The organism is Streptomyces rubellomurinus, assembly GCF_000961885.1.
Taxonomy (GTDB): domain Bacteria; phylum Actinomycetota; class Actinomycetes; order Streptomycetales; family Streptomycetaceae; genus Kitasatospora; species Kitasatospora rubellomurina.
The window spans coordinates 1-12,215 of record NZ_JZKH01000081.1 but is presented as its reverse complement, the minus strand read 5'-3'; the positions used below and the strand labels follow the sequence as shown (position 1 = coordinate 12,215).

At 75.8% G+C, this 12,215-nt stretch carries 9 protein-coding genes; 6 read left to right on the top strand and 3 right to left on the bottom strand.

The window, feature by feature from the left end; genetic code table 11:
- Positions 1-15: 15 nt before the first annotated feature.
- Positions 16-1,284 carry a pseudouridine synthase gene (locus VM95_RS29545; RefSeq protein ID WP_045702458.1) on the top strand — a complete coding sequence of 423 codons (1,269 nt, stop codon included), beginning with the start codon at positions 16-18 and terminating at the stop codon, positions 1,282-1,284.
- A gap of 222 nt (positions 1,285-1,506) precedes the next feature.
- The gene (locus tag VM95_RS29540) at positions 1,507-2,490 is read left to right on the top strand and encodes a helix-turn-helix domain-containing protein (protein ID WP_052707652.1); all 984 of its coding nucleotides are present in this window, start codon (positions 1,507-1,509) and stop codon (positions 2,488-2,490) included.
- Between the two features lie 49 nt (positions 2,491-2,539).
- Here the strand turns inward: VM95_RS29540 and VM95_RS29535 are convergent, their stop codons facing one another.
- From VM95_RS29535 to VM95_RS29525, 3 genes are read right to left on the bottom strand one after another with little or no spacing between them, the layout of a single operon-like run.
- Positions 2,540-2,902, bottom strand: a complete 363-nt coding sequence (locus VM95_RS29535; RefSeq protein WP_045702456.1) for a DUF952 domain-containing protein — start codon at positions 2,900-2,902, stop codon at positions 2,540-2,542.
- 55 nt (positions 2,903-2,957) lie between these two features.
- Positions 2,958-4,517 carry a mucoidy inhibitor MuiA family protein gene (locus tag VM95_RS29530; RefSeq protein ID WP_045702454.1) on the bottom strand — a complete coding sequence of 520 codons (1,560 nt, stop codon included), beginning with the start codon at positions 4,515-4,517 and terminating at the stop codon, positions 2,958-2,960.
- A gap of 3 nt (positions 4,518-4,520) precedes the next feature.
- On the bottom strand, positions 4,521-6,797 hold the full coding sequence (locus VM95_RS29525; protein ID WP_244178994.1) for a DUF4139 domain-containing protein: 2,277 nt from the start codon (positions 6,795-6,797) through the stop codon (positions 4,521-4,523).
- A gap of 367 nt (positions 6,798-7,164) precedes the next feature.
- Here VM95_RS29525 and VM95_RS29515 point away from each other — a divergent pair, with 367 nt between their 5' ends.
- From VM95_RS29515 to der, 4 genes are all read left to right on the top strand, one after another.
- Complete coding sequence (locus VM95_RS29515; protein WP_045702450.1) at positions 7,165-8,250, top strand: prephenate dehydrogenase; 1,086 nt, start codon at positions 7,165-7,167, stop codon at positions 8,248-8,250.
- A gap of 97 nt (positions 8,251-8,347) precedes the next feature.
- Positions 8,348-9,415, top strand: a complete 1,068-nt coding sequence (locus VM95_RS29510) for a DUF4419 domain-containing protein (protein WP_052707651.1) — start codon at positions 8,348-8,350, stop codon at positions 9,413-9,415.
- Between the two features lie 157 nt (positions 9,416-9,572).
- A complete protein-coding gene (cmk, locus tag VM95_RS29505; protein ID WP_045702448.1) occupies positions 9,573-10,286 on the top strand; it encodes a (d)CMP kinase in 714 nt (237 codons plus the stop codon).
- A gap of 224 nt (positions 10,287-10,510) precedes the next feature.
- Positions 10,511-11,965, top strand: coding sequence for a ribosome biogenesis GTPase Der (der, locus tag VM95_RS29500; RefSeq protein ID WP_045702446.1), 1,455 nt, complete (start codon positions 10,511-10,513; stop codon positions 11,963-11,965).
- Positions 11,966-12,215 lie beyond the last annotated feature (250 nt).

Sequence of the window (12,215 nt, the reverse complement as noted above, 5' to 3'; positions counted from 1 at the left end):
CGTACGGACACTTTGATGCGCAGCAGTGGCAACGGCAGGAACGGCAGCGGCGGCGGCAGCGGCCGCGGCGGACAGGGCGGGGGCGGCCGGGGCGGTTCGTCCTACGGGGGCGGCGGCCGCGGCGGCTCGGGCTCGCGCGGAGGTTCGTACGGCGGTGGCTCGGGTTCGGGCTCGCGGGGCGGCTCCTCGTACGGCGGCGGCTCCGGCGGCGGCTCGCGCGGCGGGTCGTACGGCGGCGGCTCCGGCTCGTACGGGCGGGACGACCGTCGCCGCGACGACCGGCGCGACGACCGCCGCTACCCGGACCGCCCGCTGCGGCCCGAGGAGCGCAAGTACGACCGCCCCGAGTACGGCGGCGGCCCGAACGCCACCCCCGCCCGCGGCGGCTTCGCCGGCCGACGCCCCGGCGCGGCCCCGCGCCCGCGCCGCGAGGGCCAGGGCGCCCCGGGCGACCCGCGCCGCCAGCCGCAGCGCTCGCGCGAGCTGCAGGCCAAGATCGAGGACGCCGTCCTCGCCCGGCACGACAAGCCGGCCGTCAAGCTGCCGAAGACCTTCGCCGAGCCTGAGGGCGAGCGCCTGCAGAAGGTGCTGGCCCGGGCCGGCATGGGCAGCCGTCGCGCCTGCGAGGAGCTGATCGAGCAGGGCCGCGTCGAGGTCAACGGCAAGCGCGTCACCGAGCAGGGCAAGCGGGTCGACCCCGCCAACGACGAGATCAAGGTGGACGGCCTGACCGTCGCCACCCAGTCGTACCTGTTCTTCGCGCTCAACAAGCCGGCCGGCGTGGTCTCCACCATGGAGGACCCGGACGGCCGCCAGTGCCTGGGCGACTACGTGACCAACCGGGAGACCCGGCTGTTCCACGTCGGCCGCCTGGACACCGAGACCGAGGGCATCATCCTGCTCACCAACCACGGCGAGCTGGCCCACCGCCTCACCCACCCGCGGTACGGCGTGACCAAGACCTACCTGGCCGCCATCCAGGGCCCGATCCCGCGCGACCTGGGCAAGCAGCTGGCCCAGGGCATCGAGCTGGAGGACGGCTACGCCCGCGCCGACAGCTTCAAGGTGGTCTCCAACGTCGGCAAGAACTACCTGGTCGAGGTGACCCTGCACGAGGGCCGCAAGCACATCGTCCGCCGGATGCTGGCCGAGGCCGGCTTCCCGGTCGAGAAGCTGGTGCGCACGCACTTCGGGCCGATCGCGCTCGGCGACCAGAAGTCGGGCTGGCTGCGCCGCCTGACCAACCCGGAGGTCGGCCAGCTGATGCGCGAGGTCGGTCTGTAGGCCGCCGGTTCACCCGGATTTCCTCGGAGGGCTCCCCGCCCGTGGTGGCGGGGGGCCCTCCGTGTCGTGTGTGAGCCGGGACGCAACCGCTGGTCACGGCCTTGTCAGCGGGTGATCCGTGGCAGAGGATGGCCACCGGGCCGCCACCGGGCCGCGTGGCGGGGTTGCGCCAGCGCCGTCGTCGGTGGGGGCGATCAGGGGCGAACAGGGGGAGACGGCGTCGTGTCCGATGCACCGCTCAGCGCACTGGGACTGGCCGAGCCGGACGGGCAGGTCTACGCGGCGCTGGTGGCCAGTCCGCAGTCCACCGCGGAGGAGCTGGCGGCCGACTGCGGCCTGACGCTCCAGCAGAGCGTGCGCGCGCTGGACCGGCTGGCGCAGCAGGGCATGGCCACCCGCGCGCCGGTGGACCGCCAGCGCTACCTGCCCGTCGCCCCCGACGTCGCGATCGGCACCCTGATCGGCCACCGGGAGTCCGAGCTGCGGCAGGCCCGGGCCGAGATGCACCGGCTGATGGACGCCTTCCGGGAGGCCTCGCGCTACACCGACCCGGCGCACTCGGTGGAGGTGCTGACCGGCGGCGAGGCGATCGCCCAGCGGCTGGAGCACATGGTCGAGACCAGCCAGTACCAGGTGCGCGGCTTCGACCGGCCGCCGTACATCCAGGACCCGGTGGCGCCGATGCCGCTGCAGCGGCGGCGGCTGCGCGAGGGGCTGAAGGTGCGGACCGTCTACGACCGGGAGGCGGTGGCCTGGCCCGGCCGGCTGGAGCGGAACATCCTGGTCGGCGTCGCGGACGGCGAGGAGGCCCGGGTGCGGCCGACCCTGCCGATGAAGATGATCATGTCGGACGACCGGATGGCGATCATCCCGATCAGCGTCGGCGACAGCGTGCTGGACGCCGCGTACGTGATCCACCCCTCCGCGCTGCTGCAGGCGCTGGACACGCTGTTCGAGGCGGAGTGGGAGCGGGCCGTCCAGCTGCAGGCCGCGATCGGCACCGGGGAGGCCTCGCTGGAGCCGGAGGCCGACCACCGCAAGCTGCTCGGCCTGCTCGCGGCCGGCCTCACCGACGAGTCGATCGCCCGCTCGCTGGGCTGGAGCGCCCGCACCACCCAGCGGCGGCTGCAGAGCCTGATGCGCTCGCTGGGCGCCACCACCCGCTTCCAGGCCGGGATGGCGGCCCGGGAGCGGGGGTGGCTGTGAGCGCGGGGCCGGTCGGCTCCAGGGGCTCCGGTCAGCTTTAGGGCTCCGGTCAGCTCCAGGGGCTGAGCGAGGCCCAGCGGCCGTCCGGGCCGCGCTCGACCTTCTCCAGGCCGACCACGGCGGAGCGGTTCAGCCGGCCGTAGATGTGCGGGAACAGGACGTCGGGGGTGGCCCCGGGCGGTGGGGCGCCGTGCGGCGCCTCCCACTTCACCATCGGCTCCACCAGTGCTTCCTCGATCAGCAGCACCATCAGCGGGTCCGGGGTGTCGGCGAAGAAGGCGTTGGCCACCGCGAGTGCCGTCTGCTCGTCCGCCGAGCAGTGGATGAACCCGTCGGTGAGCAGCGACGCGGCGGCGTACGGGCGGCCGGGGTCGGCCAGCCAGTCGTCCAGGGGGGTGAGGTGGAGGATCATGTTCCTTTTGTACCCCTTTCACTCCTGAGCGGTCGTCACGAGGGCGCGGACGTCGTCACAGCCCGGCCACCTTGGCGGCGGCGGAGACCTCGTACACCAGGGTGAGCGTGCGGTGGGCGCCCGGGCCGAGCGGGACGTCCCAGCGGACGATGCCCTCGGCGTCGAAGGCGTCCGGCGCGGGCGCGCACTCCTCCTTGCGCAGCCGGACCTCCACCGCCGACACCTCGGAGACCGGCACCCGCTCGCGGACCGCTACGACCCGCTCGTCGCGCTCCTCCGGGCCGGAGAAGCGGGACAGGTGCAGCCGGACGGTGCGGGTGGTGGTCTGCCGCCCGGACAGCGCGGCGGCGGCCCGGCGCTCCTCGGCCTCGCGGACCACCCGGTAGTCGTCGGAGCTGCCGAAGGACAGCTCCGCCTCGGCGCCGGCGGCGGTGAACGGCAGCTCGCCGCGGCCGGTGAAGCCGCTGCCGCGGACCAGCTCGACCGGGCCGGCCAGCAGCGGGTGCCCGGCCGCGTTGCGGAACCGGACCACCTGGGTGACCAGCGGGGACAGCTCCGGCGCGCAGGCGTACTCGCTGCTCGCCGGGGCGGTGAAGCCGCCCAGCGGCACCCGGTGCGCCCGGCCGTCCGCGGGGACGGTGGCCGGGGCGGGCGCGGGCAGCACCCGCACCTCGCCGCCGTCGTCCACGCCCGGGACGTCCTCGGCCGGGCCGAGCGTGCTCACCGCCTCCTCGCGCAGCTCCACCTCGACCTTGCGGCGCTCCTCGTCGGTGCGCTCGCGCAGCGTCAGCACGTCCTCGACGAGGGTGGGCGGGTCGGTGGCGAGGGCCGAGCGGGCGGTGGAGAAGGTGAGGCGGACGTTCGCCCAGTCCTCGCCGGTGCGCTGCCAGACCACCGCCTCGGACTCCAGGTGCACGGTGGCACCCTCGGCGCCGCTGTGCAGGGTGGCGCGGTAGGAGGGGCGCCACAGTGCGCAGGGCACCAGGTGGGCGACGGTCAGCTCGACCGGGCCGGGTGCGTCCGCCTCGACCGTCAGCTCCAGGTGGGCGACCAGCTCGGCCGGCTCCTCCTCGGCCAGGTCGAGGGCGGTCAGCGTCTGCGAGCGCTCCTGGTCCAGCCGGCGCAGCCGGGAGTGGGTGGCGCGCAGTTCCTCGCCGTGCCGCTCGCGCTCGGCGTCCACGCGCTCCAACTCGCGTGCCCAGCGCGTGCGTTCGATCTCGCCGACGCCCGCGCCCTCGCCGATCTCGCGCAGCAGGTCGGCGCTGAGCTGGGCGAGCAGGGCCAGCCGGGCGTCCAACCGGGCGCGGGCCTGGTCGGCCAGCCGGTAGGCCGCCTCCAGCTCGTGCAGGCGGCGGCGCAGCGCCGAGTCCTCCGGGCCGGGCGGCAGCGGGGCGCGCGGCGTCCAGCTGCGCACCAGCCGGGCCTCCAGCACCCGGGTGCCGGGCGCCGCGGTCTCGGCCCGCAGGGTGTGGTCGACGGCCAGCGCGGTGACCGGGCCGAAACGCAACCGCTGGACGCCCGCGGTGAGTTCGACCGTGGTCGTGCGCTCGACCTGGCCGCGGTCCTCCAGACAGGTGACGGCGGTGACGGGGAGGGGGGTGGTGGCTCCGGTCATCTCTCAGTTCCTCCGGTTTCCGCCGGCGATGGCCTTTCCGGCCGGGATCTTGATCTGGTAGCCGCCGTCCAGCTCCACGCGGCCGCCCGGCGGCAGTTCCACCCGCCAGAGCCGGGTGCTGGGCGGGCACTCGCGGGTGGACACGGCGGGGGCGTGCCAGTCGGCCCGCTCCTCGATCCGGATCTCGGCGTCGGAGGTGACCGGCACGCGCTCGCGGACCTCCACGGTGACGGTGCGGCCGAGCCGGTTGGCGACCTGGACGTGCACCCGGTGGTCGAGCACGGTGCTGTTGCCCTTCAGCATGCCGGTGGCGGACTCGCGCAGCTCGGTGCGGCGCGCCACCTCGACGCCCTCGGCGACGCCGGCGCCCAGGACGCGCAGCTCGCCGGGGGCGAGGGTGGGCAGGGCGGCGGTCAGCAGGTACTCGTCGTCCACGGTGAGCTCCACCGGGCCCGCCAGGACGGCGCGGTCGGTGCGGTTGGCGAGCACCAGCGTCGCGTACACCTTCTCCTCGACGGCGGGGACGGTGACGTACTCCGGGGTGGCGGCGAGCCGGATCTCGTCCACGGTGACGGTGTGCCAGGTGCCGTCGGACGGGATGTCGGCGGGGGCGGCGGCGTCGAAGCGGTGGTCGAAGGAGCCGGCCGACTCGCGGGGCGGGACGGCGTGCCGGGGGAGGGCGAGGTGGCGGACGTGCTCGCCGCCGCTGCCGCCGGGGGTCAGCCGGTGTTGCTCCTCGTGGGCGAGCCGGTCGGGCCGGGGGCGCAGGGTGCCGCGCTCGGCGTGCGGCGCGTCGGGACCGGCCAGGACGAGGTCGGGGTAGTCGAGCAGCAGGGCGCCCGGGGCGAGGCCGGGCGGCGGGGGCGGGGCGGGGTGGCTGTCGCGGCGGTGCGAGCGGCGGGCCTCCGGCGCGGCGCCGTAGGCCGGGGCGCCGGGGGCGGGGGCGCCGGGGGCGCCGGGTGCGGTGGGTGCGCTCGGGGCCGGGGGCAGCGAGGCGGCGGGCGGGGGGCCGGCGAACGCGGCCGGGGCGACGGGCTCCGGGGCGAGGGCGTCGGCCTGCAGCGGGTAGCCGTAGCCGTACGCCTGGGGGGCCGGGGGCGTGGCGTGCGGCGTCAGAGGTGGCTGTTGCGGTTCGTCGGCGGCCAGGGAGCCGCCCCGGGCCATCGGGCGGGCGCCGCCCAGGACGGCCGGGCGGGGGCCGCTGGGGCCGCTGGGGCCCGCGCCCGCGCGCACCGGGTGGCGGCTCCGGGCACGGCGGGCCCCGGCCTCGTACCCGGCGAAGAGGTCGGACAGGCCGGCCGGGGGCTCGCGCCAGCCGGAGGGCGGCGGGGCGGGCTGGCTGCGGCCGATCCGCAGCGAGTTGAGCCTGGGCAGGTCGGTGCGGCGGTCGAGGTCCGCGGTGGACAGGGCCAGGCGGACGCCCGTCCAGTCCTCGCCGGTCTGCTGGGCGAGGCAGGCGCGCAGGACCAGGCGGGCGGAGTCGTCGCCGGTGCGGTAGCTGAGCCGGTAGGCGGGCACCCAGCGGGCGGCCGGGACGCCGTACTCCAGCTCCAGCTCCAGGGTTTCGGCGGGCGTGGTGGGGGCGGCGGGCGTGGTGGGGCTGGTGCCGGTGAGGGAGATCAGCACGGTGGCGTCCGTGCCGACTGCCGGGGTGCGTCCGGCGGTGGAGGCGCGCTCCAGCCGGTCGGCGGCCAACCGGCGCTCGTGCTCGGCGAGTTCGCCCTCGCGGGTGAGCTCCTCGGCGCGCTGCTGGAGCCCGGCCAGCCGTTCGTCGACGAAGTCGGCCAGCTCCAGCCAGGCCTCGGCGGGAGTGCGGCGCAGCGGCTCGTCCGCCCGGCGCTGCGGGGGGACGGCGCGCAGCGCGGTGGTCTCGTCGATCGCGGTCAGGACCAGTCGGCGGCGCTCGGCGAGCGCGCTGCAGCGTTCGGCCGCCTCGTCGAACTGGCGCTGCAGGAGGGGGAGTTCGGCGGGGTCGTGGAGCTCGGGGAGGAATTCCAGGCGGGCCTCGGCGACGGCGGCGCCGGCCGGGCCGGCGAGCACCCGGGCGCGCAGCGTGCGGCCGTCCAGGGAGTCGGGCAGGCCGGTCAGCCGCAGCCGGCCGTCCGGGGGGACGGGCACGGTGGCCCGGCGGCGGCACACCGCGCCCTCGGCGTACACCACGACGGAGTCCAGGACGGACGGGTGGGCCGGCACCTCCGGCGGCGCGGCCTCGCCGCTCCGCTGGTCGTTCATCCGGCCGTCCACCTGGCCGTCCACCTGGTCGTCCACCTGATCATCCATGCGCAACCCCTCTCGTTGGCCTCGCTCGTTCGCGTCGCCGCCGGGCGGCGGTCCGTGCGCCGTGCCCCGCGTGCCGCCGCGCGCCGTCCCCGGGCGGCCAGTGTGCCCCGCTCCGGGGCGGGCGTCGCCGGATTTCCCGGGCGCGGCGTGTGCGCCGTGGCGTCCGCACTGTGTGGGACGGGGGCGGGGGCGCGGTGGTTGCCGGGTACGGCGGCGCGGCGGCACGGTGGCGTGGCGGTGTGGGCGTGGGCGTGGGGGGTCGACGTCGGGGTGGGGCGGATGCGAGAGGATGGGGCCCGGAAGACCTCGGTCGGCTCCTGTCGCCCGCCGGGAACCTGTTGCGGCCTGATGAGGAGAGCGACCCGCCATGCGCACAGCAGTCGTCGTCGGCACCGGACTGATCGGCACCTCCGCCGGGCTCGCGCTGGCGGAACGCGGGCTGACCGTCCACCTGGAGGACGCCGACCCGGACGCCGCGCGCACCGCGTCCTCGCTCGGCGCGGGCACCACCGAGCCGGCCGACGGCCCCGTCGACCTGGCGATCATCGCCGTCCCGCCCGCGCTGGTCGGCAAGGTGCTCGCCGACTGCCAGCGCCGCAACCTGGCCCGCTGGTACACCGACGTGGCCAGCGTGAAGGCCGGCCCGCGCAGCGAGGTCGTGGCGCTCGGCTGCGACACCACGCGCTACATCGGCAGCCACCCGATGGCCGGCCGCGAGCGCTCCGGCCCGCTGGCCGCGCGCGCCGACCTGTTCGAGGGCCGCCCCTGGGTGCTCACCCCGACCGCGGACACCGACACCGAGACGCTCAACGCCGCCCTGGAGCTGGTCGCGCTGTGCGGCGCGATGCCGATCGTGATGGACGCCGCCGAGCACGACCGGGCCGTCGCCCTGGTCTCGCACGCGCCGCAGCTGGTGTCCTCGCTGGTCGCCGCGCGGCTGGAGCACGCCGACGAGACGGCCATAAGGCTCTCCGGCCAGGGCGTCCGGGACGTCACCCGGATCGCCGCCTCCAACCCCGGGATGTGGGTCGACATCCTGTCCGCCAACGCGGGCGCCGTCGCCGACGTCCTGCAGGAGGTCGCCGCCGACCTCGGCGAGACCGTCACCGCGCTGCGCGCCCTCGAGGCCGCCCAGGAGGGCGAGCGCCGGGCCGGCGCGGCCGGGATCGAGGCGGTCATGCGGCGCGGCAACACCGGCCAGTCCCGCATCCCGGGCAAGCACGGCTCGCCGCCCACCCGGTACGAGACCGTGGCGGTCGTGCTCGGCGACCAGCCGGGCGAGCTGGGCCGGCTGTTCGGGGAGGTCGGCGCGGTCGGGGTCAACATCGAGGACGTCGCCATCGAGCACTCGACGGGCCAGCAGGTCGGGTTCGTGCAGCTGTCGGTCGCGCCCGGGGCGGTCGGGCCGCTGACGGCGGCGCTGCGCTCGGGCGGGTGGAGCGTGCGGGACTGACGTCGCTCGGCCGGTCGGCCGGCCGAGCGGTCGGGCGGTTGGTCGGGCGGTCGGGCGGTCGGGGGTGGTGGAGGCGGGTTCGACGGGGGGAGGCGCCATGAGGATCGTCGACGTGCCGCTCGGTGAGGGCCAGGAGCCCGGCGATGCGGGGGAGTTGGCGGAGGTCGGCAACGAGGCCTTCCTGGCGGCGGTGGTGGGCGGGGAGTTCGAGCTGGTCCACCGCAGCACCGGGACGCTGCTCGCCGCACCCCGGGAGCGGCCGGCGGAGGAGGACGAGCCGACCTGGAGCCTGCTGCTGCGCGCCGCGCACGTCGCGTTCTGCGGGCACCTGCCGCTGAGCCTGTCGCCGGACGTGCTCTGGTACGCGGTGGTGCACGAGGTCGCGGTGCACGTACGGCTGAACGCCGAGCTGTACGAGGGGTTGTTCACCACGACGCCCGGGCGCCGGCAGACGATCACCGTCCGGGACGACAGCCTGCTCGGGCCGGAGCCGGACTGGGCGCGGTCGATCCGGCTGGTGCGGGAGCCGCTGGCGGCGGCGGTCGGCGAGGAGCTGGTGGGGCTCTTCCGGGCGACCTTCTCCACGACCACGCCGGACGACGCGTCCGCGGTGCTGGTGGCGCTGATGGACGTGGTCAGCCCGTACTACGAGTTCAGGTGGGTCTCGCTCTGCGGCATCCCGCGCGTGCGGCTGGAGGGGACGGGGCCGGACTGGGCGTTCCTGGCCCGGCGGGTCGCCGAGCTGGCGGAGTGGTTCGAGCCGCTCCGGCCGTGGTTCGAGGCACTGCGGCCGGTGCTGCGCACCCTCGCGCTGACGGCGGCCGGCGGGCCGGTGGACGAGGGCTTCTGGCGCTCGCTGTACAAGTGGGAGTCGGAGTCCGGCGGGGACCACGTCTCCGGCTGGCTCACCGCGTTCTTCGCGCACACCCGGATCTCGGGGGAGCCGGAGCCGCGGACGGACTTCCGGTGGCGGGACGGGCGGACCAGGTTCACCGAGAACGCCTTCCCCTCGCACGTCTCGAAGGTGCCCTTCGCGTGGGAGACGCCGCTCGGGACCTCGCGGATGGCCTTCGTCGGCGGGGTGCTCGGGATCGAGCGGGACGGCGGGTTCGTGCGGCCGAGGCTCGGGAACGCGGTGCTGCGGGTGCTCCGGGACGGGGCGTGAGCGGGGCCTCGTGGCAGGACCGGCGGTCAGTGGGTGGCCGCTCGGTGACCGGCCCGGATCGGGAGTCGGCGGCGGTCCATTAACCTTGAGGGAGACAATCCCCGGCCGTCCGCCCGCGCAGGCGCCCGGTTCCCGTGCTCAGAGAGAGGTTCGCGCCGTGGACACTGCCGACCGAGCGCACGCCCCGGTCGTCGTCGCCATCGACGGACCCTCCGGCTCCGGCAAGTCGACCGTCTCGCGGGCGGTCGCCGCCCGGCTGGGCCTGAGCTTCCTGGACACCGGCGCCATGTACCGGGCGATGACCTGGTGGATGCTGGCCAACGAGGTCGACGTCGAGGACGCGGAGGCGGTGGCCGTCGCCTGCGGCAAGCCGGTGATCGTGTCCGGCACGGACGCGGACGGCCCCACCATCACGGTGGACGGCCAGGACGTCTCCGGCCCGATCCGCGGCCCCGAGGTGACCGCGAAGGTCAGCGCCGTCGCCGCGGTGCCGTCCGTCCGGGCCCGGCTGGTGGAGCTGCAGCGCGGCTGCGCCGAGGTCGCCGAGCGCGGCATCGTCGCCGAGGGCCGGGACATGGGGACGGTGGTGTTCCCGGACGCCACCGTCAAGGTCTTCCTGACCGCCTCCGAGCGGGCCCGGGCCGAGCGCCGGGCGGCCGAGCTGCGCGCCAAGGGCGTCGACGAGGCGACCATCACCGCGATGGCCGCCGACCTCGCCCGCCGGGACGCCGCCGACTCCTCCCGGGAGACGGCCCCGCTGGCGCAGGCCGCGGACGCCGTCCTGGTGGACACCAGCGACCTCACGCTGGAGCAGGTGATCGACCGGATCGCCGCGCTGGTGGAGGAGCGGGCCGGGCTGTCGTCGGTCTGACGACCGGGGGCGAACTGGTCTGACGACCGGGGGCGCACCGGACGGACGACCGGGGGCGAGCGGGCGAGGGATGTCCGATCATCCGATCGTCCGGCCACCTGACCATTGAATGAACCGCGGGCCGTCGAGGTGCCGCGGAGGAAACCATCGCGCTGCCCCTGGTGGGGCAGGAACGCACGGCGCGCCCCTGGGAAGGGCCGGGCCGGGAAACGGAACAGACGAACATGACCGCAGAGCACTCCGCCACCGACCACGGTGGGCTGGACGCCGCAGACTACGCCGAGTTCATGGCCCTCGCCGCCGAGGAGGGCTTCGACGTCGACGGCTTCGACGCCGCGGACGGCGAGGAGCACGTCCGGCTGCCGGTGCTGGCCGTCGTCGGCCGCCCGAACGTCGGCAAGTCGACCCTGGTGAACCGCATCATCGGCCGCCGCGAGGCCGTCGTCGAGGACAAGCCGGGCGTCACCCGCGACCGGGTCACCTACGAGGCCAGCTGGAACGGCCGCCGCTTCAAGGTCGTCGACACCGGCGGCTGGGAGATCGACGTCCTGGGCATCGACGCCATGGTGGCCGCCCAGGCCGAGCTGGGCATCGAGCAGGCCGACGCGGTGATGTTCGTCGTGGACGCCACGGTCGGCGCCACCGACACCGACGAGGCCCTGATCAAGCTCATCCGCCGGGCCGGCAAGCCGACCGTCCTGTGCGCCAACAAGGTCGACGGCCCGTCCACCGAGGCCGAGGCCGCCTACCTGTGGTCGCTGGGCCTCGGCGAGCCGTACCCCGTCTCCGCCCTGCACGGCCGCGGCTCGGGCGACCTCCTCGACGCCGTCATGGACGCGCTGCCCGAGGCCCCGCCGCAGACCTTCGGCGACGCCGCCCCCGGCGGCCCGCGCCGCGTCGCGCTGATCGGCCGGCCGAACGTCGGCAAGTCCAGCCTGCTCAACAAGGTCGCCGGCGAGGAGCGCGTCGTCGTCAACGAGCTGGCCGGCACCACCCGTGACCCGGTCGACGAGATGATCGAACTCGGCGGCAAGACCTGGAAGTTCGTCGACACCGCCGGTATCCGCCGTCGCGTCCACCTGACCGCCGGCGCCGACTTCTACGCCTCGCTGCGCACCTCCGCCGCGCTGGAGAAGGCCGAGGTCGCGGTCGTCCTGATCGACGCCAGCGAGACCCTGGCCGAGCAGGACACCCGGATCATCTCGATGGCCGTCGAGGCCGGGCGCGCCGTCGTCATCGCCTACAACAAGTGGGACCAGCTCGACGAGGAGCGCCGCTACTACCTGGAGCGCGAGATCGAGCGCGACCTCGTCCAGGTGCAGTGGGCCCCGCGCGTCAACGTCTCGGCCAAGACCGGCCGGCACATGGAGAAGCTCGTCCCGGCGATCGAGACCGCGCTGGAGGGCTGGGAGACCCGCATCCCGACCGCGCGCCTGAACGCCTTCCTCGGCGAGCTCGTGGCCGCCCACCCGCACCCGATCCGCGGCGGCAAGCAGCCGCGCATCCTGTTCGGCACCCAGGCGGGCACTCGTCCGCCGCGCTTCGTGCTGTTCGCCTCGGGCTTCCTGGAGGCCGGCTACCGGCGCTTCATCGAGCGCCGGCTGCGCGAGGAGTTCGGCTTCGTGGGGACGCCGATCTCGATCTCGGTGCGGGTGCGGGAGAAGCGCAAGAAGAAGTAGTCGGTAGGGGTGGGGGATGGCCGAGGGGCCTCGTCGCGGTGGCGGCGGGGCCCTTCTGCTTGCCCGGGGGCTGGGGGGCGTTGCTTGCCGGGGCCCGGGGGTCTGCTGCTGGCTCGGGGCCCGGGGGTCTGCTGCTGGCTCGCCGGGTCAGTGGTGGTGGTCGACGGCGCGGCCCGGGGGGAGGGAGAGCAGCTGGCGGTGCCGGCCGCCGGCGGGCTGGGCGGCGACCGGGCCGGGGGCCGTGCCCAGG